The organism is Proteus sp. TSJ240517 (genome assembly GCF_047921575.1).
In the GTDB taxonomy this organism is placed as follows: domain Bacteria; phylum Pseudomonadota; class Gammaproteobacteria; order Enterobacterales; family Enterobacteriaceae; genus Proteus.
In genome coordinates this window covers 574150-598415 of the sequence record NZ_JBLRMH010000002.1, presented here as the reverse complement: position 1 = coordinate 598415, position 24266 = coordinate 574150, and the positions used below count along the sequence as shown (strand labels likewise).

Sequence of the window (24266 nt, the reverse complement as noted above, 5' to 3'; positions counted from 1 at the left end):
GCTCTTTAATATGAATAAACCTCATATTAAGGAGCTTTTTTATAACAATGAAATTTATATTCCTATTTGTTATATCTAATTCCTTTTGGTTATAAGTTATTTTGCCTATAATCGAAGCTTGTGAAATTTTGAGCAAAAAGGAAATAAGATGTTGCTTGTAACACAACTGCTTATTGGCGCTACGATAGGGTTAGTTATTACAACAACGGGTGTTGGCGGTGGTGTTATTTTATTGCCAGTTCTTATTTATCTTTTTGGTATGAATGCACTAGCGGCAGTTGCGACAGCAAATTTACTTTCTATGCTAATGAAACTCTCATCTTCTTATATCCATTTTCGTTTAGGCAATATTCCATTAAAACCTGCACTATTGATTTTGGGGATCATGTTTCCTGCGACATTTTTAGCGAGTTATGGCGTGACATGGTTGGGATCACAACCTCAATATTATGCTCGTGTTGAATCTGCAATTAATATCTTAATGATTGTGGCTATTGTATTTTCGCTGATCTTATTTTTACAGCGAATGATAAGAAAATCATCACTTTCAGCTCCTTTGAGCCCTTTATCGGCACCTTCTTCTGTTACTTTTTCTTCCTTATTTGTGCCGGGAGTAAGTGCTGGGTTTGTACTTGGTGCAACTGGCGTAGGAGGGGGATTAGTGGTGTTGCCTGTGTTAATGCGTTTTGCACAAATGGGGATTAAAGAGGCAATCGGCACTTCTATTTTTATTACCACGATCCTTTCTGGTGGATCAGCTATCGCTTATAGTGCTGGTGGTTATACCGATGTTCACACGGCACTTATTCTTTGCTTAGGCTCATTACTCTCTATTCCATTAGCACGCTATTTACTTGTGTATTTATCAGAGCGTTTTTTCCAATATTTAACACTGTCTTTTATTCTGATCAGCATCATTATGATGAGTTGGAAATTAATAAATTAACTTAATGTAATATCGAGTGAGTCAATCTTTCTCTTATTACCTTTAGTTAGACTAAACTTATTCTATCATCATTAGATTAACTATTAAGAGTAAGTAAAAACGAGATGAACATTAAAACAGGTGATGAGTTTTTAGTTTATATGGCGCTGGGTGAAGAGAGTTATATGAAAGAGTATTACCGTGTGATTGAAATTGATCCAACGCTTTCCCAAGTGACAGGTAAATTACTAAGAAGAATGACAGCTGATGACAAAAATATTGGTTTAGGTCGTTGCGAGTTAGAGGGGGGTATTGAACAATTTGCGTTAGAAGATATCTATCCTGTTAAAGAGTGATCCGTTATTGGGATCACTCTCTTTACTTAATTTGTTGCTTAGGCAGCGGGCGCATTTTCAGGTAATGCAGATTTTGGTAAGCCAAACACTTTGTCAAATACCCAGTTATAAACGAAGGTATAACAAGGGATGATGATGATCAGTGCAAAGTCCATCACTAACGCTTGCCATAACGAAACATTAAGCCACCATGCTATTAACGGAATTAAATAGAGCACCAGTGTTAGCTGAAACCCAATCGCATGTACTAGGCGACGTCTAAATGTTCGAATTCTTGAAACCTGCCGACTCTCCCAAAATTCAAATAGACAGTTATAAATAAAATTCCAACTCACCGCGATTGTTGTGATCACAAGCGCTAATGGGCCAGTTACTGCTGTTGAGCTATCAGCCAAAAGTGCAAGCCCGACTGATGAAATAACCCAGCCAAAAATTTCATAAGCTGTCACGTAGACAATTTTTCGTTTGATACCTTGCATTGTGCTCTCTTTTTCTGTGGATCTGTGTCGTTAAGCATCGTAAGATAAATCAGTAAGAATGATAGAAAAAGTTAGCTAGTATCAATTTGACTGAAACATCAGGAGTGAACATGCAGTTCTCAAGTGAACATATTGCGATATTTTTAGCCGTGATGGATAAGGGATCTTTCTCTGCGGCTGCACGTTCATTAAAACGCGTTCCATCAGCAGTCAGTATGGCAATTGCGAATATGGAAGCTGAATTAGGTTATGCACTTTTTGAGCGTTCATCACGAGAGCCACAGCCCACAGAAAAAGCCAAAGCACTTGAACCCCATGCCCGAATGATTGCTGAGCAATTAAAATTATTACAAGTGCATGCACAAGAGCTTTCGATGGATCTCGAAAGTGTCTTAAATATTGGTGTTGCGGCTGATATTAATCCTGATTATTTATTACCTGCGTTATCTGAATTAACGCAACGTTATCCGTTACTTAATGTGAATGTGATAACAGCTGCACAAGATGACATAATTGAAATGCTACATGCGCGTAAAATACAGCTCTGCTTAGTTTATGGTGGAATGTATGTTAATGGTGATGAGCAATTTCAATATTTAGGTTCTGAATCACTTGTTGCAACAATATCAGCCAGCCATATAGCTCTTGCTCACCCCGCAGGTGTATTTATTGAAGATTTAGTGAATGTTCGCCAAATCATTATTGCCAGTCATACTCAGGAATTACGTGATGTACGCTCTTTAGTGGCAACGAATTATTGGCAAACTGATAGTTTTCAAATGGCATTAGGTATGGTTGAAGCGGGAATGGGCTGGGGGAATTTACCGTATTCACTGATTTATACCCAATTACAAAAAGGTAAGCTCAAGCAGCTTCAGTTTAAAAATACCAAAAATGAGTTGCGATTACCTATTCATGCTATGTGGCTAAAAGGGGAGTCGTTACAAAAAGGGGCAAAAGAGTTAGTTGAGCTGATGAATACTCACCAGCCCATCGTACCTAATTTTGATTAATCTACACGTTGTTGATGAACCCAAACGGCAACTTCAACACGAGATTTTAGCTTCATTTTTTTCAGTAGATGTTTGACGTGTACTTTGACCGTACTTTCAGTGATATCAAGCTTACGTGCGATCATTTTATTTGATAGCCCTTGCGCGATCAGCTTTAAAATATCGCGTTCACGCGGGGTGAGTTGTTCAATATCTCGCTCACCTTCAGAACGATCTTCTCGTAATGACTCGGCCAAAATAGGGGTTAACGTAGGGCTGACGACCATTTTCCCTGCGGCAGCTTGTTTAAGAGCCGCAAGCAATTCTTCTGGCTCCATATCTTTTAAAAGATAACCATCAGCACCACGTTTTAAGGCGGTGACTAAATCATCACTGTAGTTTGATACACTAAACACGACGATCCGACCTGATAACGACTTTAATCGCAGTTGATCAAGTGTTTCAAAACCATTCATTCCTGGCATATTCAGATCGAGTAAGATTAAGTCAGGATCTAACTCTTCAGCTAGTTTCACACCTTGAATACCATCTCCCGCTTCCCCAACGACAGTTAGTGTTGTATCAAGACTTAAAAGTTGTTTTACACCATTGCGTAGCATCGGGTGATCATCAATGAGTAAAATTGTCGCTTTTTCTGTGGAGGATCCCATATTATTCATTACGACTTGCTCCAATTTAGACAGGGTCTTTATGAGTAGTTATTAATGGAAATTTAACAAACACTTGAGTACCGCCCTGTTCGCGTACTTTTATAGTATAAGAACCATTTAGGCTATTTGCGCGTTCACGCATAATAATAAGACCATAATGATTTAATTTTTCAGGGTTAGGGCTAATTCCTTCACCATTATCATTAATTTTTAGCTCAACCATGCCATTATCAAGTGATAAAGAGACTTCCGCCCAGTTGGCATTGGCATGTTGTAAAATATTATTTAACGCTTCACGCACAATTTGAACCACATGAATGCCTTGATGCGAATTTACGCATTTTGCAGGTAATTGATAGTCAAAATTAATAGCAAAACCAAGGCGTTGATTAAATTCAGTTAATGTACTTTCTAACGCAGCAAGTAATCCTGGTTCAGTCAGTTTTAAGCGAAACGTGGTTAACAGTTCTCTTAATTGGCGATAAGCCACATTAAGCTCTTCACGCATTTCTTTGAGTAGTTTTTGGCAATTATCGGGTAAGGTTTCTGACTGCATTTGCAAATAGCTGACTTGCATTTTTAAACAGGAAAGTGATTGGGCAATAGAGTCATGTAATTCGCGAGCAATTGCCGAACGCTCATCCATTAATAGAAGCTGTTGCTGTTGCTCGTTTTGTTGTTCCATTGCCAGCATGGCTGAAATTTGTTTTGTCAGTAATAGCATTAAGTTATTTTGTTCATCCGTTAAAACCGTATTTTCAGGTAACTGCATAACAAACAAGCCATAACGATGGATTTGATCGGCTAATTCCCAATGTAATAACTCACTATTTAGCAAAGTTGCTATTGGCGTATTATCTTCACAACGTTCACATTGCTGATCAGGGCAATGATGCGGGCGTGATTGAGGCGCTAAACTAATTTCATTAAACAGTGTGTGATGATTATCTTCATATAAGCGTATCTGCAAATACGCATTAGGAATAATTTGTTGAAGCTCAAATAATATCTGTCTTAATCGAGCACACAGCGGTGCGGGGGAGTGTAACTGCTGGCTTGAATGATAGAGGTAAGAGAGCACTTTATTTTTCTGTTGTAAGTCGTGCGTTTTTTCGACCACTCTTTTTTCTAATTCACTATACAGCGTAGAAAGCTCTTCTGACATGGTATTGAGTGCGATACCCAATGTGGCAATTTCATCATGGTGTGCGCGCTGATGAAAACGTGCTGAAAAATCACCATGACCAATCGAATTCGCCATCGCCATTAATTGTTGCCAAGGATGTAATAAACGACGGCGAAAATGCCAAACAGAGCCAAACAGTAATAACAGAGTGAGCGCAGTAAAAATTAGCTGGGTATAAGCCACCATCCTTATTTTTTGCTCTGTTAGCTGGTCTATACTTAACACTAACTTATCGAGTTGAGAAACAAAAAAGATAACTTCTTCTTTTGCATCATCACGTTGTTTTGCATAGAGCAATGTTGGTTTTAAGGTATCTTTCCAGTAAGTATTTAATTGAGCATATTGTGATTGTAGCGATTCATTGCTTAAGACTTGAAGTAATTCACTACTGTCTAAGTCGGTTTCTAATTCGTGAAGATAATAACGATGTTGTTCATCTAGGGGTAAAGCAGATAACAAGCGATAGCTCTGCATACGCAAAGAGCCTGATTTATTAATCGCATGGGCATTACCTTGCACACTTAAAATAATATGGTTAGAAACCGCCATACCCACAACACCCAATAGGGTGAAAAGTAACATTAATATTGCGATTTGATTAATAATTGAAAAACGGTAATGCCATTGGATTTTATGAGTACTCATCGCTATTTTTCCAAATTTATTCAGGCACTATCTTGCCTTAAAAAGGCATCAAATGTCATATACTACTAAAGTATTACCCCTAAATATCTTATGGAGGTAATTTCACTTGTAAATTATAGCGGTTTTAATTTAACTTATTAATTTAAAATGAAAAATAAAGGATAACCCTATTAATACTTAGGTGTAAAGAACGATTTTAGCTTAAAAATCAAACAAATCTTTGCTTGATGCAGATCATGACTAATTAACAATTCTAATCGTAAAAAGGTGCCAATCTAACCGTTAATCGAGGTTGTTATGGCACTCACTCAACACCCAGAAAAAATGAGAAAAGGGGTGATCGAAGATTGGCATCCTGAAGATAAAGCTTTTTGGGAAAAAACTGGTCAAAAGATCGCTTCACGCAATTTATGGATTTCTGTTCCTTGTTTACTCTTATCATTCTGCGTATGGATGCTTTTTAGTGCAGTTGCAGTAAATTTGAACAAAGTCGGTTTTAACTTTACCACAGATCAGCTATTTATGCTGACGGCACTACCTTCTGTTTCTGGCGCTATTTTACGCGTTCCTTATTCATTTGTTATTCCTATCTTTGGTGGCCGTCGTTGGACTGCGATCAGTACCGTATTTCTGATCATTCCTTGTATTTGGCTTGGTTTTGCAGTGCAAGACACCACAACGTCTTACTCAACCTTTATTGTGATTTCACTATTATGTGGTTTCGCAGGTGCAAACTTTGCATCAAGTATGGCAAACATCAGCTTTTTCTTCCCTAAAGCACGTCAAGGTGGTGCATTAGGATTAAATGGTGGATTAGGTAATCTTGGCGTAAGCGTTATGCAATTAATTGCCCCATTAGTGATTGGTGTGGGTGTTTTTGCAATGTTTAGTGGCCCCGGTGTTGTTCAACCTGATGGTTCGCACTTATGGCTAGAAAATGCGGCGTGGGTTTGGGTGCCTTTCTTATTGTTTTTTACCTTTGCTGCTTGGTTTGGTATGAATGATCTTGCCGCTAATAAAGCCTCTTTAAGTCAGCAATTACCTGTTTTAAAACGGGGTCATCTCTGGTTATTAAGTATTTTATACCTGTGCTCTTTTGGTTCATTTATTGGTTTCTCTGCGGGTTTTGCCATGTTATCAAAAACCCAATTCCCAGATATTGTCATTCTGCATTATGCCTTCTTTGGACCTTTATTAGGGGCTTTAGCACGTCCTGTCGGTGGTGCGCTTTCTGATAAATTTGGTGGTATTAGAGTTACGCTGATTAACTTTATCATCATGGCAATATTCTCTGCATTACTCTTTTTAACGTTACCTGAAAACGGTGCTGGTGGTTCGTTTATCGCGTTCTACGGTGTCTTTATGGTGCTGTTTTTAACCGCCGGTTTAGGCAGTGGTTCTACATTCCAAATGATTGCAGTGGTGTTTAGAAAAATCACTGTTGATCGCATGAAAGCCCAAGGTGCCACAGATGAAGCGGCTCAAAAAGAAGCGGTAACAGAAAGTGCTGCAGCGCTTGGTTTTATCTCTGCCATTGGTGCAATTGGTGGATTCTTTATTCCTAAAGCCTTTGGTACATCATTGGCTATGACTGGCTCTCCTGCCGGTGCCATGAAAATCTTTGTTCTATTTTATATCGCCTGCGTCTTGATCACTTGGTTGGTCTATGGACGTAAACACAATAAACAATAATGACGAATTATACGCAATGTGAGAGCGCTCGCGCGCATTGGGAGAGTATCTGATGAGTAAGTTTCTCGATAGATTCCGCTATTTCAAACAACTTGGCGATACCTTTTCAAAGGATCATGGCCAAGAGCTAAATGTTAATCGTGACTGGGAAGATGGTTATCGCAGTCGTTGGCAACATGACAAAATTGTACGTTCTACTCATGGGGTAAACTGTACAGGTTCATGTAGTTGGAAAATCTACGTCAAAAATGGGTTAGTCACATGGGAAACCCAACAAACTGACTATCCGCGTACACGTCCTGATTTGCCTGATCATGAGCCTCGTGGCTGTCCTCGTGGTGCAAGCTATTCATGGTATTTATATAGCGCGAACCGCGTTAAATACCCAATGGTACGTAAACGCCTTGTTAAATTATGGCGTGAAGCAAAAGCACAACATAGCGATCCCGTTGATGCATGGGCTTCTATTGTTAACTCGCCAGAAAAAACCAAAAGCTATAAGCAAGCGCGTGGTCGTGGTGGTTTTGTTCGCTCTTCATGGTCAGAAGTGAATGAAATCATTGCAGCATCTAACGTGTTTACAGCAAAAGAGTTTGGTCCTGATCGTATTATCGGTTTCTCGCCAATTCCTGCTATGTCGATGGTGTCATATGCGGCGGGTGCGCGTTATTTATCGCTTATTGGTGGCGCGTGCTTAAGTTTCTATGATTGGTATTGTGACTTACCACCTGCTTCGCCAATGACTTGGGGTGAGCAAACAGACGTACCAGAATCAGCCGACTGGTATAACTCTTCTTATCTGATTGCGTGGGGTTCTAACGTACCTCAAACCCGTACTCCTGATGCGCACTTCTTTACCGAAGTTCGTTATAAAGGCACTAAAACAGTTGCCGTAACGCCTGATTATGCTGAAATCGCTAAACTGTGTGACCAATGGTTAAACCCAAAACAAGGTACAGACAGCGCAATGGCAATGGCGATGGGACACGTTATTCTTAGCGAATTCCACGTTAAACGCCAAACAGAATATTTCCGCAACTATGTGCGCACTTACACTGATATGCCAATGTTGGTGATGTTAGATAAACACGACTCAGGCAAATTAGTTGCAGGTCGAATGTTACGTGCCTCTGATTTAGTGAACAATCTAGATCAGGAGAAAAACCCAGAATGGAAAACTATTGCCATTGATGAGCAAACCCAACAATTGGTTGCTCCTCAAGGTTCTATGGGCTTTCGTTGGGAAGGCGCGGCTAAATGGAATCTTGAGCCTAAAGACGGTAAAAGTGGTGAAGATGTCACTTTACAATTAGGTCTTTTAGATAACCATGATGATATTGTTGATGTGGCATTCCCTTATTTTGGTGGCATTAAAAGCGAATATTTTGAAGGTGTTGCGCTTGATGATGTGCTTGTTCACAAGCTACCTGCTAAACGCATTACACTTGCGAATGGTGAAGAGAAATACATCACAACAGTTTATGACTTATTATTAGCCAACTACGGTGTTGATCGCGGTTTAAATGATGAAAACTGTGCGTCAAACTACGATGAAATCAAAGCATATTCACCCGCATGGGCTGAAAAAGTTACAGGCGTAAGCCGCCAAGATATCACCCGTATAGCGCGTGAATTTGCGGATAACGCAGAAAAAACACATGGTCGTTCAATGGTGATTGTCGGTGCGGGTATTAACCACTGGTATCACATGGATATGACTTATCGTGGCATTATCAATATGCTGATTTTCTGTGGTTGTGTCGGTCAAAGTGGTGGTGGTTGGGCACACTATGTTGGACAAGAAAAACTGCGCCCGCAAACTGGTTGGTTGCCATTAGCCTTTGGTCTTGACTGGCAGCGTCCGCCTCGTCATATGAACAGCACCTCGTTTTTCTATAACCACTCAAGTCAGTGGCGTTATGAAACCGTATCACCAACAGAGTTATTATCGCCATTAGCGGATAAATCTCGCTTTAGCGGCAGTTTAGTCGATATGAACGTGCGTTCAGAACGTATGGGCTGGTTACCTTCCGCACCTCAATTAAACTTAAACCCATTGTCTATTGCGAAAAAAGCACAAGAAGCGGGTGTGAGTGCGACTGACTATACCGTTAATGCATTGAAGTCAGGTGAGATTCGTTTTGCATCAGAACAGCCTGATAACCCACAAAATTTCCCGCGTAATTTATTTATCTGGCGTTCTAACTTGTTAGGTTCGGCGGGTAAAGGACATGAGTATTTACTGAAATACTTGCTGGGAACTGAAAACGGATTACAAGGTAAAGATTTAGGCGAACAAGGCCAAGTTAAGCCACAAGAAGTGGAATGGCAAGATAAAGGCGGTGAAGGTAAAGTTGATTTAGTGGTGACGTTAGACTTCCGTATGTCAAGTACCTGCCTCTTCTCAGATATCGTTTTACCAACCGCAACGTGGTATGAAAAAGATGATATGAATACCTCGGATATGCATCCGTTTATTCATCCATTAACAGCCGCGGTTGATCCTGCTTGGGAATCTAAAACAGACTGGGAAATCTATAAAGGCATCGCTAAAACCTTCTCTAAATTATGTGTGGGTCATTTAGGGGTTGAAACTGATTTAGTGACATTACCTATTCAGCATGACTCAGCCGCTGAAATGGCACAGCCTTTCGATGTGAAAGATTGGAAAAAAGGCGAATGTGACCTTATTCCGGGTAAAACCGCACCACATCTTATTCCTGTAGAGCGTGATTATCCTAATACCTATGCTCGCTTTACGTCATTAGGCCCTCTAATGGATAAATTGGGTAATGGCGGTAAAGGGATCAGTTGGAATACACAAACAGAAGTCGATTTCCTGAAAAAACTGAACCGTGTTCGTCATGAAGGTGCTGCAAAAGGGCGTCCAGCGATTGAAACAGCAATTGATGCAGCTGAAGTTATCCTCTCTTTAGCCCCTGAAACTAATGGTCAAGTAGCGGTAAAAGCGTGGGATGCACTGAGTAAAGTGACAGGACGCGATCACACTCATTTAGCTAAAGTAAAAGAAGACGAAAAAATTCGTTTCCGCGATATCGTTGCTCAACCTCGTAAGATTATTTCAAGCCCGACATGGTCTGGTCTTGAAGATGAGCACGTCTCTTATAACGCCTGTTATACCAACGTTCATGAGATGATCCCTTGGCGTACTTTAAGTGGTCGTCAGCAATTGTATCAAGATCATGAGTGGATGCGTGCTTATGGTGAAAGTTTAGTGGTTTATCGTCCACCAATTGATACCAAAGCCATTGATGCAGTTAAAGGCAAAAAACCAAATGGTTTCCCTGAAAAAGCGCTGAACTTCCTGACGCCTCACCAGAAATGGGGTATTCACTCAACATATAGCGATAACTTACTGATGTTAACGCTTGGTCGTGGTGGCCCTGTGGTTTGGCTGAGTGAAGATGATGCTAAAGAGATGGGAATTAGTGATAACGATTGGGTTGAAGCATACAACAGTAATGGTGCGCTAACGGCGAGAGCGATTGTCAGCCAACGTATTCCTGATGGCATGATTTATATGTATCACGCACAAGAACGCCAAATAAATCTGCCAGGATCTGAAATAACAGGAATGCGTGGTGGTATTCACAACTCTGTGACGCGTGTTTGCCCTAAACCAACCCATATGATTGGTGGATATGCTCAGTTGGCTTATAGCTTTAACTATTACGGCACTGTGGGCTCTAACCGTGATGAGTTTGTTGTGGTGCGTAAAATGAAACAGATTGATTGGCTTGATGGTGAAGGTGATGCTTATCAACAGACCCTGAATGGACAGGAGAAGGCATAATGAAAATTCGTTCACAAGTCGGTATGGTACTGAACCTCGACAAATGTATCGGTTGCCATACCTGTTCAGTAACCTGTAAAAATGTTTGGACGAGCCGTGAAGGTGTTGAATACGCATGGTTCAATAACGTTGAAACAAAACCAGGTACAGGGTATCCACAAAATTGGGAAGACCAAGAGAAATGGAAAGGCGGTTGGATCAAAAATATCAAAGGTAAATTGGTACCAAGAATGGGCAACCGTGTTGGTCTATTATCGAAAATTTTTGCCAACCCAGATGTCCCAGCATTAGATGATTACTATGAGCCATTTGATTATGACTATGAGCATTTAAAAAATGCACCAGAAGGCTCTTTACCGACAGCACGACCTCGTTCGCTGATCACCGGTCAGCGCATGACCAAAATCGAAAAAGGCCCAAACTGGGAAGACGATTTAGGTGGCGAATTTAGCAAACGTGCTGCGGATAAAAACTTCGCCAATATGCAAAAAGAGATGTATGGGCAGTTTGAAAATACATTCATGATGTATTTACCACGTTTATGTGAACACTGCTTAAATCCTGCTTGTGTTGCAACATGTCCAAGTGGTGCGATTTATAAACGTGCTGAAGATGGCATTGTGCTTATCGACCAAGATAAATGCCGTGGATGGCGCATGTGTTTAACCGGATGCCCATACAAAAAAATCTACTTCAACTGGAAAAGTGGTAAGTCAGAAAAATGTATTTTCTGTTATCCACGAATTGAAGCCGGTCAGCCAACACTGTGCTCAGAAACTTGTGTAGGACGTATTCGTTATCTGGGTGTGATGCTGTATGACGCAGATAAAATTTCACAAGCCGCCAGTGCGGATAATGAAAAAGATTTATACCAAAGCCAATTAGATATCTTCTTGGATCCATTTGATCCTGAAGTGATCAAAGCCGCTGAAGAGCAAGGTATTCCATTAAGTGTGATTGATGCAGCGCAGCGTTCACCTGTTTACAAAATGGCGGTGGATTGGAAGCTGGCATTACCACTGCACCCTGAATATCGCACCTTACCAATGGTTTGGTATGTACCACCTTTGTCACCTATTCAGTCTGCTGCTGATGCGGGCGTGCTACCACATACAGGCGTTCTGCCTGATGTAGAAAGCTTACGTATTCCAGTTCAGTATTTAGCAAACTTACTGACAGCTGGGGATACTGCACCTGTGTTATTAGCATTAAAACGCATGTTAGCGATGCGTCATTATAAACGTGCTGAAACCGTAGAAGGCAAAACAGACTTAAGTGCATTAGAGCAAGTAGGTTTGACTGAAGCGCAAGCACAAGAGATGTATCGTTATCTAGCTATTGCAAATTATGAAGATCGCTTTGTTATTCCATCAAGCCATCGTGAACTTGCAAGAGAAGCTTTCCCAGAACGTAATGGTTGTGGTTTTAGCTTTGGTGATGGTTGTCATGGCAGTGATAGCAAATTTAATTTGTTTAATAGCCATCGTATTGACGCGATTGATATCACATCAAGAACACCTCAAGACGAACGCCGATCAGAGGAGAAAATATAATGATCTCTCTGAAAGTCATTTCACATCTCTTAGATTATCCCACACAAGAATTGTGGGATAACCGAGGCGAACTTATCGATGCATTACAGGAAGCTGATGAGCTTCCTGTGACTCAAGTTGCGAAATTAATGGCATTTATTCATACCTTAACGCAACAAGAGTTGTTAGATGCGCAAGCCAATTACAGCGAGCTTTTTGATAGAGGGCGGGCGCGATCACTACTGTTATTTGAACACGTTCATGGTGAGTCTCGTGATCGTGGTCAAGCAATGGTTGATCTACTCAATCAATATCAACAAGCAGGGATCACATTAAGTAGTCGTGAACTTCCTGACTATTTGCCTACTTATCTTGAGTATTTAACGCTCCTGCCAACGACAGACTGTATTGAAGGGCTAAATAACATTGCGCCTATTTTGGCGCTGTTAGGTGAGCGTTTGAAACAACGAGGCAGTGATTATCACGCGCTCTTTGATGTGTTGCTTTGCCTCTCACAAAGTGGATTGGAAGCATCACAACTGACTGCTCAAGTAGAAAAAGAGCCTTTAGATGATACACCTGCTGCATTAGATGCTGTGTGGGAAGAAGAACAAGTAACGTTTCTTGGCGAAGGTACGCAATGTGGCAGTGGCAAAATCAGCCAACATCAGCGCCGTTTTGCACAAGAGACGACAGTTCAATATCTCAACGTGGGGAATTCGTTGGATACGGGAGCACAAAAATGAATTACATCAATATGTTATTTTTTGATATCTATCCCTATATTGCTGGTGCCGTTTTTATTTTCGGTAGCTGGTTACGTTACGACTATGGTCAATATACATGGCGAGCCGGCTCTAGCCAGATGTTAGACAAGAAAAATATGCGATTGGCTTCTAACTTGTTCCATATCGGGATCATCGGTATTTTTGCTGGTCATTTTCTGGGAATGCTAACACCTCACTGGATGTATGAATCTTTCCTGCCTATTGAATACAAACAAATTATGGCAATGGTCGGTGGCGGTACTTGTGGTGTATTAATGCTGGTGGGGGGCGTGATGTTATTAAAACGCCGTTTAACCAATCCACGGGTTAGAGCTACATCTTCATTTGGTGACATCATGATCTTAACGCTTTTGGTTATTCAAGTAGCGCTAGGTTTACTGACTATTCCATTCTCAGCACAACATATGGATGGTAGCGAAATGATGAAGCTGGTGGCTTGGGCACAATCTATAGTGACTTTCCACGGCGGTGCTTCGGCTCATCTTGAAGGTGTCGCATTCGTGTTTAAATTGCACATTTTCTTAGGTATGACGATTTTCTTATTGTTCCCATTCTGTCGATTAGTTCATATTTGGAGCGTGCCAGTTGAGTACTTAACTCGTCGCTATCAAATTGTGCGTAATCGTCATTAATGAATACCCATCTCCTGATAGTAAATTAGAGACCTTTTAATTGCGCTTATCTCACCCCCGCCCGCGGGGGTTTTTTTTATCTTTTTTCTCCCTTAAAACTTGAACAAAAAATTTGAATGGTTAAAGCAATAATCTTTAGATTCATTTAAGAATAGTTGCACTTATAATTCTTTTTAACGAAATGAATTTATATAAGGCAATAAATAGTTAATTAAATATCGTGATATTTAATTAAATTTAAATATTTATAATTGGTTGTTTATTATAAATAAACTCAAATTTAAATTAATCTGAATATTGTCATGTAAATTTGGTGCTATGATTTAATTGAGTCTTACCTCTATTATGCTATCGGAGATTATTATGAGCTTTAAATATCATCGTATTGATAAAAATAATGCCGCTGTTCTGTTGGTAGACCATCAAGCTGGATTACTCTCTTTAGTCAGAGATATCGAGCCTGATAAATTCAATAATAATGTACTAGCATTAGCCAATGCTGCTAAATACTTTAATTTACCTACCATTTTAACGACTTCTTTTGAAGATGGTCCTAATGGTCCTCTAATGCCTCAGCTCGTTGAAATGTTCCCAGATGCTCCTTATATCGCTCGCCCAGGTCAAATCAATGCATGGGATAATGAAGACTTCGTCAAAGCAGTTAAAGCAACGGGTAAAAAACAACTGATTATTGCGGGCGTTGTGACTGAAGTTTGTGTTGCATTCCCTGCATTATCAGCACTTGAAGAAGGTTTTGAAGTCTTTGTTGTCACTGATGCTTCAGGTACTTTCAATGCCATTTCTCGCGACTCTGCATGGGATAGAATGTCAAAAGCAGGGGCTCAATTAATTAACTGGTTTGGTTTAGCTTGTGAGTTACACCGTGATTGGCGTAATGATGTCGAAGGATTAGGTACACTGTTTGCTAACCATATTCCAGATTATCGTAATCTGATGACAAGCTATAATACTTTAACAAAAAAGTAAGCGGTTAATTTAAGTTTTACCTAAAAATAGGGCTTATATTATTTTTTGAAAAATATAATTTAATTGAATTTTAATTTTATTAAATTATAGATGTAAGCCCTTAATTAAAAATGGAATAGAAATGAAAAGTCAAATATTAAAAGCTACCGCTATTGCTATGGCATTAAGTGTAGGTGTTGCACAGGCCGCTGAATATAAAGCAAGTACTGCTGAAGGTCCAATAAAAATAGTAAACCTAAAAGCAATGGAAGCTCAAGTTCAAGCAAATATGGAAAAAGGCGCCTTCGGTTATATTCGCGGTGGTGCTGAAGATGAAAATAACTTACGCTCTAATACAAGTGCATTTGATAAAAAATATATTATGCCTCGTTCATTACAAGGCATCGAATTTTCTGACTTAGATTTAAAAACAGAATTTTTGGGTATTAAATTAGATACGCCTATTATTCAGGCACCGATGGCAGCTCAAGGGCTTGCACATCAACAAGGCGAAGTTGCCACAGCAAAAGGTATGGCGAAAGCCGGCTCTATTTTTTCATTAAGCACTTATGGTAATAAAACCATTAAAGAAGTGGCGGACGCCCAACCCGGTTACCCATTTTTCTTTCAGTTGTACATGAGTAAAAATGATGCCTTTAATGAGTATATTTTATCTCAAGCAAAACAGTATGGCGCTAAAGGTATCATTATGACTATCGACTCTTCAGTGGGTGGTTATCGTGAAGATGATGTGAAAAATAACTTCCAATTCCCATTAGGTTTTGCCAACTTAGAAGCGTTTGCAAAAATCAGTGATGATAAATCTAAAACAGGTAAAGGTGCGGGTATTAGCGAAATTTATGCTCAAGCCAAACAAGCATTTACACCCGCAGATATTCAGTATGTGAAAAAAATGTCTGGTTTACCTGTGATTGTAAAAGGTATCGAATCACCTGAAGATGCAGATACTGCAATTAAAGCCGGCGCAGATGCAATTTGGGTTTCTAATCACGGTGGTCGTCAATTAGATAGCGCACCAGCAACAATTGATGTCTTACCTGCGATTGCCAAAGTGGTGAATAAACGTGTACCTATCGTGTTTGACAGTGGTGTGCGTCGTGGTTCACATGTCTTTAAAGCATTAGCAAGTGGTGCAGATGTTGTTGCTGTTGGTCGCCCAATTCTTTATGGATTAAATTTAGGGGGTGCTGAAGGTGTTAATTCAGTTATCCAACATTTAAATAAAGAATTAAAAATTAATATGATGTTAGGTGGTGCAAAAACAGTAAAAGATATTCAAGCCACTCCACTTTATACCGACGCAAGTTTTAATCAATAATTAGTTTATAAAGTTAAAAGTAATAAAACCCACGCTCAATATTGAACGTGGGTTTTTTCTATTAACTTATTTTTTCTATCAACTTAAAAGAATATTGTTAGTTTAAAAAATTATTCTTGGGTTGATGGTGTGTCACTAAAACAGAGGTTATTTTGATTATTAATACCACCATCTGACGATGAATAACCTAGACAACCTAACATTGAATCAAAAATATTGTGATGATAGAACGTGCGTTCTGCATCTTGATTGCGCTTTAAGTTATCAAATAGCTGTTTATTTTCAGGCTCTGCTAAATAGCTATCTGACATCCAAACTAAGAATGGTACTTTAAATTGTTCTGGTGGGGCAATTTCTTTTGGTGTGCCATGTAAGCCACCTTTTTCTGAAATAGATTCACCGTGATCGGAGGTATAAAACACAATGGCTTTTTTATCGCGCAATGTGTCGAGTATGCCATCAATAAAATAGTCGGTATAAAGAATAGAGTTATCATAAGCATTCACTAACTGCTCTTTAGTACACTCATCATCCACATTTAAACATTCAGGTTGGTATTTTTTGAATGATTCAGGGTAACGCTGTGAATACATAAAGTGAGAGCCTTTAGTGTGTAAAATTACTAAATGATTTCCCTTTGGATGTTGGGCAACCGTATTTGCCGTTTCAGTAATTAATAAGGTGTCATCAAGTTCTTTACCAAAATTGCTATTTTTTGCAGTCATCATCTCTTTCATTGCGTAGTTATTTAAATCAAGTTTATTGTAAAACCATAATTCACTTTGCATGGAGAACAACTCTGATGACATACCTAATTGGCTTAATACTGAAAAAATATTGTTCTCTTTTAATGTCCGCTGATCGTTACTTTCTGTTCCGTTTTCTCGTACAAACATACATTTTAAAGAGAGCTTGGTTGCGGTATCACAAGAAATACCTTTAAAGGCAACAAGATTTTTCTCTTGGCTTAATAGAGGATTTGTTTGACGTTCATATCCTAACAATCCCATATGATCCCATCTTGCTGTTTCACCAATAATAAAAACAACATACACATCTTCATTTGCCTTTGAAGGCTCATAAGTGAAGTGATCGGCAGGATTAAAAATATTTTGGTTATTAAACGTATCGTCATACTGCGTTATTGCATATTGAAATAATGGGATAATCCAATTTGTAGGTAAATACGCATAACTTAAGCCACCACTATAGCTTGGCAGATCCAAGTTATTTTTTATTTCATAGGCTTTTTGTTTTGAATCAAGTGTTTTCAAATAGGCAAAAACAGCCAGTGCAATCACAAGCATTTTGACGGTATTTTTTATCCAGATTTTTTTCTTTTGTTGTGTAGTTAGATTTTTCTCTGGTTTTTTACCTAGCCAAATAAGAGCTAATGGCAAAATAGATAAGCCAATAATCCAAATAATCACATTTGGGCTAACCAGCTCTTTAGATAAATCCGTATCCGTGGTTAGTGTTGAAATAATAATGCCGTATCCAATGACGACATCATAAAAAGAAATATAGTAACTCGCACAAACACTCACGACGAGAATAAAAGAGGCGACGATTTTAAAGAATAGAGAGCCGAAAAAAGAGAGTAGCCGTAATAGAAAGAAGGTAAAGGCAATGTTAACAGCAATTTCACCTAGAATATATAATGCATCAATGAGGGGGTTGTTTGTATTTTGTGTGCCGTATCGGCCAATGTAAACGGAAAGATTAAGAAAGAAACCAAGGTAGACAGCTAAAAAAAGGGCAATGTTCTCTTTAGAAAAACGTAAAAACTTTAATTTTTGCATGTTCAGTTATTATCAATTTATATGGTGTAGAGGTCTTTAAGACCGCGAGGTTGTTTTCAGGTTCAGTATTATGTTCTTTTTTTTATTGAAGTTTAAAAATTTTTTATTTGATTTACATAAATATCAAAATTATTAATTTTAAATAGTTTTAGTAGATAGGAATATTGATAGAGATATTAGAAGGTTGTCATCATTATATACGGCAAGATCCCGATAAAGGCAGATAAGAAAGCGTATTTATTATTTTGATTTCGCAGATGAAATAAATAAGTATTATTACGTTATAAATATTAATGTATAACGAATTTTGATAGAAATACAAATCGACATAAATATCGTCATTAGTGTCGAGTACTTCCTACTACTTTAGCTGTCATTGTTTTCTTGCTCATTCAACGGATTTTATTTCTCTTTATTTTTCATTGTGTTGTGGAAAAGTGAAAAAGCGTGCTTATTTGGCACACTCTCTGCATAGATAGAGGAGAAGATCAGGTAATAACCTGAAAGTTGATGAACACAGGAGCAATGTTGATGAAAAAAGTCATCACGGTCTGTCCGTATTGCGCCTCAGGATGCAAAATCTACCTGAAGGTGGAAAACGGTAAAATTATTGGCGCTGAAGGAGCCAATGGTTTAACAAACCAAGGTGAGCTGTGTCTGAAAGGGTATTATGGATGGGATTTTATCCATGATACTAAGATACTGACTCCACGTCTTAAAACACCAATGATCCGTCGTGAAAGAGGCGGAAAATTAGAATCGGTTTCTTGGGATGAAGCGATTGAGTTTGCAAGTAGCAAGCTTCTTGCTATCAAAGAGAAATACGGTGCTAAATCTATTATGACAACCGGCTCTTCACGAGGCCCGGGTAACGAAGCTAACTTCGTTATGCAGAAATTCGCTCGTGCGGTTATCGGAAATAATAATATAGACTGCTGTGCTCGTGTCTGACACGGCCCTTCGGTTGCAGGTCTGCAGCGTTCGGTCGGTAATGGTGCTATGAGCAACTCAATCGTTGAGATTGAGGATACCAAATGTCTATTTGTCTTCGGCTATAACGCCGCAGACTCGCATCCTATTGTTGCTCGCCGTATTGTTAAGGCGAAAGAAAAGGGTGCCAAAATTATTGTATGTGACCCTCGTTACATCGAAACAGCACGTTTAGCCGATTTACACTTAGGCTTAAAAAATGGCTCTAACATTGCGCTATTAAATGCGATTGCGCATGTGATTATTGAAGAAGGATTGCATGATAAATCCTTTATCGAAAATCACACCGAGCAATTTGACGAGTATTGTAAATTAGTTGAAAGCTATACACCTGAATCTGTTGAAGAAATAACAGGTTTAAGTGCTCAAATTATTCGTGAAGCTGCACGTATGTACGCGAAAGCAGAAACAGCGACAATTCTTTGGGGTATGGGTGTAACTCAATTCTACCAAGGTGTTGAAACGGTACGTTCACTGACTAGTTTAGCTTTATTAACGGGTAATTTAGGTAAAAAATATGTCGGGGTTGGCCCAGTTCGTGGTCAAAATAACGTACAAGGTGCGTGTGATATGGGAGCATTGCCTAACACACTACCAGGTTATCAATACGTTACTGACGAAAAAGCGCGTGAGAAATTTGCTAAATTCTGGGGCATTGAGTCAATGCCTGAAGAAGTGGGCTATGCGTTAAGTGAAGTTCCTCATAATATCGATCACGGCTTATTAAAAGCTCACTATGTAATGGGTGAAGATCCACTGCAAACTGAGCCTGATTTAGCAACAATCCGTAGAACGTTTGAAAAACTGGATCTACTGATAGTGCAAGATATCTTTATGACCAAAACGGCGTCTATTGCTGATGTTATTTTCCCTGCAACATCATGGGGTGAGCATGAAGGTGTTTATACTGCGGCAGACCGTGGTTTCCAACGCTTCTATAAAGCTGTTGAACCTGTTGGTGATGTGAAAACAGACTGGCAAATTATCAGTCTGATGGCAACAGCAATGGGTTATCCAATGCATTACAACAATACCAAAGAAATTTGGGATGAGTTGCGTGAGTTATGCCCAATTTATTATGGTGCGACTTACGAAAAAATGGCGGACTTGGCTTATATCCAATGGCCTTGCCCAACAGAAGATAGCCCAGGTACACAATATCTGTACGATGGTGGTAAATTCGATACTCCTAACGGTAAAGGTCAATTCTTTACTTGTGAGTGGGCTCCACCAATTGACAAACTCTCTGATGAGTTTCCAATGGTATTGGCAACCGTCCGTGAAGTTGGACACTACTCTTGCCGTTCAATGACAGGTAACTGTAAAGCATTGGCGGCGTTGGCTGATGAACCGGGTTATGTTCAATTAAACACAGAAGATGCCAAACAGTTGGGTATCAAAGATCAAGAGTTAGTTTGGATACGCTCTCGTCAAGGTAAAGTCATTACGCGTGCTGCGGTCAGTGATAGACCGAATAAAGGTGCTGTATATATGACTTATCAATGGTGGATTGGTGCTTGTAACGAACTGGTTGCAGAGAATTTAAGCCCAATTACCAAAACACCTGAGTATAAATATTGTGCAGTATGTGTTGAGCCAATCAAGGAACAGGCTCAGGCAGAACACTATGTGAAAACGGAATATAGCAATATTAAACGTCGTTTAAGAGAAGCCGCCGAGGGTTGATCTTCGTCTGATTAATATTGTCTTTCTGCCTTAGAACCGAGTTTATTGACCTTAGCGTCAGTAAGCTCGGTTTTTTATTAGATTATTATTTTGTGCACAACTAAGCGACGGACTGATTTAAATAAAGTGTTAAAGGTAAGTCAGGATGCGGATCCATCGAATCAAATTTATGTGATGGATGAGAATCAACCGTTGGATAGCGAGATAGTAAAACAATAAAATCTTGGTAAGCCTGCTTTTTATTATCATGCGTAAAAATAGGTGTACCACTATGATTTAATTCATTATCTGCAATGAGTAAAATATCAAGATATTGCGCATTATTGTGTTCATAAAGTACATTTTTAGGATCAATTTTTTGCCAAGCTGTTCCTATCGCCTCTTTTGGTGAATGAACACGTAAAGCGCCAGTATTATCCTTAACGTTATTCTTATTCATCATCACAATCATGGTGTGATCAACGCCATCTTTATGAACCCCTTCAATTGAAAGTTCACTTAAAGAATCTGGTTGGGCAATTAATCTTAAATGAAAAACAGTTGATATTGATTTAGGCGAATTTTGATCGGTTAAGTGACGAGATGTAAATTTATTACCTTGAATTAATAGCATTTTTAATTTTAATAACGCTTGATAAGCCGTATTGCTCTGCCAGCGATCATCAAGTGCTCTAAAATGCCTTTGTGTGCCACTGTCTTCACGAATAAATCCATCTTCTTCAGTGAGAACAAAAGGTTGATATTCTAGTCTGGAGATCGTTTCTATATCATTATCAAAAAGGTAGCGTCCTGTTCGAGAATGACGAAATGAAAGAGTCGGATCTTGTGCTAAATAGTCACCATATTCCATGAGTGCATTAATATCTTTTTCTTCAGCACCTAATTGTTTTATTAAATCAATGACAATACTTTGGGGAATAAAGACATATTTATTATTCTTGTATTCTTTTTTTATTTCACTAATTCTATTTATAAGCAGGCTATTCATATATAATATGCTCCATTGATGGTTTATATTATTAATAGTTAATAAAGTGAGTAATTAATAAAATATAATCATTTAGATTATAGATAGAGATTAATAAGTTTCAAATGTACAAAAAAAGAGTGTAATAAAATAATTACACTCTTTTAGATAAGTAAGAAACTATTTTAGGGTTAAAGTATTTCTGGAATTGAAATACCGAGACGTTGCATCCGCGATAATAACGTTGTTCTTTTTAATCCTAGTTTTAAAGCAGCGCCTCTAGCGCCAGCAACTACACCATTGGTTTCTCTTAATGCTTGAATTATCCTTTCTCGCTCTTCATCATCGCTTTCTGGCGCATTCGTCTGCATGCGCTTTTCAATGGATGAAGGTTGCGTCAGTACCTGCTTTAAACGAGAGGGCTTGTTAATATGAAGCTCTTTTAACTGAAGGTTTAATGTTGATCCTCGCGTTAAAATAACGGCACGCTCAATAATATTTTCAAGTTCACGAACATTACCCGGCCATGGATAAAGTGTTAACTGCTCCAATGCGTTGGCAGGTATACAATCTATTTTTCTATCCATTCTACGCGCAATTTTTTGCGTAAAATGTTTAGCTAAAAGCGGAATATCTTCAGGTCGCTCTCTTAGTGGTGGAATAATAATAGGAAAAACATTAAGACGATAATAAAGATCTTCTCGAAATTCACCTTCATCTGTTAATTCATGCAGATCTTTATTGGTCGCTGCAATTAGCCTAACATCAACTGGGATCACTTTATTACCACCCAACCTTTCTATTTCTCGCTCTTGAAGAACGCGAAGCAATTTGGGTTGTAAGTCAATTGGCATATCACCAATTTCATCAAGAAATAGCGTGCTTTTATCTGCCATCTCAAATCGGCCAATATGTGTATTGGTTGCGCCTGTAAATGCGCCTTTATCATGGCCAAAGAGATCACTTTCTAAAAGGCCAGAAGGTACTGCGGCACAGTTCATTTTTATCATCGACTTATTTTTTCGCAGACTTAGACGATGAATAGCGCGCGCAATTAATTCTTTACCCGTACCTGTTTCACCTAATATAAGTACAGTACTATCACTTTGTGCCACTAATTCAATTTGTTCTAGCACATTATGCATAGCGTCACTTTGATAAATAATCTCACTGAAGCATGCATTGTTATCTATTTGCTCATTAAGCCAAATATTCTCATTCTTTAAACTGTCTTTTAAATGTGTTATTTCTTCATAAGCCGCTGCATTTTCAATGGCGATACCAATACGAGCTGCAATTTGTTGTAGCAATTGGCAAGTATCGTTAGTAAAAACGCTTCCTACTTCGTGTGCTAAAATTAATAAGCCTAGCGGTTTATGATTAAAAGCCAGTGGCAATAACAAAGCCGTCTGCATATTTTGCTTAACTAGACGCTTAATCAAAACATCTTCTTGATCTTCTTTATTAATATCAATTAAGACAGGTTTATTCTGATTAATAATTTCTTCTGCTTTGTTATTTGCGCTACTAAACTTACGTTGTTGGCGAATGACTGATTTCCCAGTCTGATAACGACTAGAGTAAAGAATACCTTCACCACTATTTTGTGATGAGGTACGGCATAACATAAGACTAATATGGTTCAATCCAAAAAAACGATGTATTTCTTTAGAGACTTCAGAAATAAGACCATCCATGTCTAGATGAGCTAATACAGAATTTGTGATATCAACCAATATTCGATATTGGTTGCGCTCATTACGAAGGCTCTCCATAGTTTCAGCATTGTTACTGCTTAATTTCATGACACCACCGATTGCCCTAAAAAATTAGCTATATTGTAGTAGGTTTATAATAAATTTATATCAATGACTGAATCATTTTTGATCCAACCCGCTATTTTTGTATATGTCGTGAAACTTAAGAATATAAATTTATCAAATCACTATATAATCAAATATATATCGATTTATTTTATCGTCAAAATTGTCGAATAATTTGACGAAGTGACTTGTTTATTAATTAATAATCATTTTTATTTGAAAATTATTTAATTGAAAAATAAGGAATAGTTATATCAAAAATATATTGGCATGAACCGTGCTAGATTCATTCTATTGATACTCTAATTATTACTCTTAATTAGAATAACTCGTTGCATTTATCGCCATATATAACGGCTATATATAACAAAGATCAGGAGAATATGATGAACCGTTTCATCATTGCAGACCCTAAAAAATGTATTGGTTGCCATACTTGTGAAGTGGCTTGTGTCGTGTCACATCAGCAAGTAGACCAAGATAATTTAGCCATTGAGCAAATTAGTGAGCAGAATTTCCAACCCCGAATTCATGTGGTCAAAGGATTTTCAATCAGTACGGCAGTTGTTTGTCATCAATGTGAAGATGCCCCTTGTGCTAATGTGTGTCCGAATGGCGCTATCATTCATAACAAAGATTATTACTATGTTGATCAGGAAAAATGTATAGGTTGTAAAACCTGTGTACTGGCTTGCCCTTATGGCACGATGGAAGTGGTTTCTCGTCCAGTTATGCGCACATTAACCGCGCTCAATGCGATTGAGGCATTTAAAGCGGAAGCCAACAAATGCGACTTATGCCACCATCGTGAAGCGGGCCCCGCATGTATTGAAGTCTGCCCAACTCATGCTTTAGTGTGTATTGATAGAGATGCACTTGAAGAGATGGTTAAAGAGCGTCGTCGCAGAGCAGCTTTTGAAACCGGTGCTGAATTGTTGTTCTAAGATCAATAATGAAGCAACTATGTACTGGTACTATAGT

18 protein-coding genes are annotated in these 24266 nt (G+C 38.7%); 12 read left to right on the top strand and 6 right to left on the bottom strand.

Annotated elements, in window-relative coordinates:
- Positions 1-148: 148 nt before the first annotated feature.
- Both ACNARN_RS06275 and ACNARN_RS06270 read left to right on the top strand, forming a co-directional pair.
- On the top strand, positions 149-946 hold the full coding sequence (locus ACNARN_RS06275; protein WP_160229933.1) for a sulfite exporter TauE/SafE family protein: 798 nt from the start codon (positions 149-151) through the stop codon (positions 944-946).
- A 104-nt stretch (positions 947-1050) separates the two neighbouring features.
- On the top strand, positions 1051-1281 hold the full coding sequence (locus ACNARN_RS06270) for a hypothetical protein (protein ID WP_349442668.1): 231 nt from the start codon (positions 1051-1053) through the stop codon (positions 1279-1281).
- A gap of 38 nt (positions 1282-1319) precedes the next feature.
- On the opposite strand, the gene ACNARN_RS06265 is transcribed toward ACNARN_RS06270, so the two are convergent.
- On the bottom strand, positions 1320-1760 hold the full coding sequence (locus tag ACNARN_RS06265; RefSeq protein WP_109374292.1) for a PACE efflux transporter: 441 nt from the start codon (positions 1758-1760) through the stop codon (positions 1320-1322).
- A 110-nt stretch (positions 1761-1870) separates the two neighbouring features.
- Here ACNARN_RS06265 and ACNARN_RS06260 point away from each other — a divergent pair, with 110 nt between their 5' ends.
- Positions 1871-2773, top strand: a complete 903-nt coding sequence (locus ACNARN_RS06260) for a LysR family transcriptional regulator (protein WP_198619233.1) — start codon at positions 1871-1873, stop codon at positions 2771-2773.
- Here ACNARN_RS06260 and narL read toward each other — a convergent pair.
- Positions 2770-3423 carry a two-component system response regulator NarL gene (gene narL, locus ACNARN_RS06255; RefSeq protein WP_109374313.1) on the bottom strand — a complete coding sequence of 218 codons (654 nt, stop codon included), beginning with the start codon at positions 3421-3423 and terminating at the stop codon, positions 2770-2772. The genes ACNARN_RS06260 and narL overlap by 4 nt on opposite strands.
- Positions 3424-3448: 25 nt before the next feature.
- Entirely contained in the window at positions 3449-5254 is a 1806-nt protein-coding gene (gene narX / locus ACNARN_RS06250; RefSeq protein ID WP_198619234.1) for a nitrate/nitrite two-component system sensor histidine kinase NarX, read from the bottom strand.
- A gap of 297 nt (positions 5255-5551) precedes the next feature.
- Between narX and ACNARN_RS06245 the strand changes: the two genes are divergently transcribed.
- The 7 genes from ACNARN_RS06245 (at position 5552) to ACNARN_RS06215 (ending at position 16017) form a co-directional block, all read left to right on the top strand.
- Complete coding sequence (locus ACNARN_RS06245) at positions 5552-6946, top strand: NarK family nitrate/nitrite MFS transporter (protein WP_109374295.1); 1395 nt, start codon at positions 5552-5554, stop codon at positions 6944-6946.
- A 52-nt stretch (positions 6947-6998) separates the two neighbouring features.
- Positions 6999-10760, top strand: a complete 3762-nt coding sequence (locus tag ACNARN_RS06240; RefSeq protein WP_416304249.1) for a nitrate reductase subunit alpha — start codon at positions 6999-7001, stop codon at positions 10758-10760.
- Positions 10760-12313: a nitrate reductase subunit beta gene (gene narH, locus ACNARN_RS06235; RefSeq protein WP_088493882.1), complete on the top strand. Its 1554-nt coding sequence runs from the start codon at positions 10760-10762 to the stop codon at positions 12311-12313. The genes ACNARN_RS06240 and narH overlap by 1 nt, the downstream gene beginning before the upstream one ends.
- Positions 12313-13038 (top strand): nitrate reductase molybdenum cofactor assembly chaperone, encoded by a 726-nt coding sequence (narJ, locus tag ACNARN_RS06230; RefSeq protein WP_167392502.1) that lies wholly within the window; start codon positions 12313-12315, stop codon positions 13036-13038. The genes narH and narJ overlap by 1 nt, the downstream gene beginning before the upstream one ends.
- Positions 13035-13712, top strand: coding sequence for a respiratory nitrate reductase subunit gamma (gene narI, locus ACNARN_RS06225; RefSeq protein WP_349442671.1), 678 nt, complete (start codon positions 13035-13037; stop codon positions 13710-13712). Before narJ ends, narI begins: the two co-directional genes overlap by 4 nt.
- A 363-nt stretch (positions 13713-14075) precedes the next feature.
- Positions 14076-14699: an isochorismate family cysteine hydrolase YcaC gene (ycaC, locus tag ACNARN_RS06220; RefSeq protein WP_023583682.1), complete on the top strand. Its 624-nt coding sequence runs from the start codon at positions 14076-14078 to the stop codon at positions 14697-14699.
- A gap of 121 nt (positions 14700-14820) precedes the next feature.
- On the top strand, positions 14821-16017 hold the full coding sequence (locus ACNARN_RS06215; protein WP_198632040.1) for a lactate oxidase: 1197 nt from the start codon (positions 14821-14823) through the stop codon (positions 16015-16017).
- Between the two features lie 110 nt (positions 16018-16127).
- Here the strand turns inward: ACNARN_RS06215 and eptB are convergent, their stop codons facing one another.
- Complete coding sequence (gene eptB / locus ACNARN_RS06210) at positions 16128-17819, bottom strand: kdo(2)-lipid A phosphoethanolamine 7''-transferase (protein ID WP_198619237.1); 1692 nt, start codon at positions 17817-17819, stop codon at positions 16128-16130.
- Between the two features lie 531 nt (positions 17820-18350).
- Between eptB and fdhF the strand changes: the two genes are divergently transcribed.
- The gene (gene fdhF, locus ACNARN_RS06205; protein WP_198619238.1) at positions 18351-20495 is read left to right on the top strand and encodes a formate dehydrogenase subunit alpha; all 2145 of its coding nucleotides are present in this window, start codon (positions 18351-18353) and stop codon (positions 20493-20495) included.
- A 100-nt stretch (positions 20496-20595) separates the two neighbouring features.
- Here the strand turns inward: fdhF and ACNARN_RS06200 are convergent, their stop codons facing one another.
- Both ACNARN_RS06200 and ACNARN_RS06195 read right to left on the bottom strand, forming a co-directional pair.
- Positions 20596-21483, bottom strand: coding sequence for a 2OG-Fe dioxygenase family protein (locus tag ACNARN_RS06200; protein ID WP_109374303.1), 888 nt, complete (start codon positions 21481-21483; stop codon positions 20596-20598).
- 170 nt (positions 21484-21653) lie between these two features.
- A complete protein-coding gene (locus ACNARN_RS06195; RefSeq protein WP_196532423.1) occupies positions 21654-23267 on the bottom strand; it encodes a sigma 54-interacting transcriptional regulator in 1614 nt (537 codons plus the stop codon).
- Positions 23268-23671: 404 nt separating this feature from the next.
- Between ACNARN_RS06195 and hydN the strand changes: the two genes are divergently transcribed.
- Entirely contained in the window at positions 23672-24229 is a 558-nt protein-coding gene (gene hydN / locus ACNARN_RS06190; RefSeq protein ID WP_416304248.1) for an electron transport protein HydN, read from the top strand.
- Positions 24230-24266: the final 37 nt, after the last annotated feature.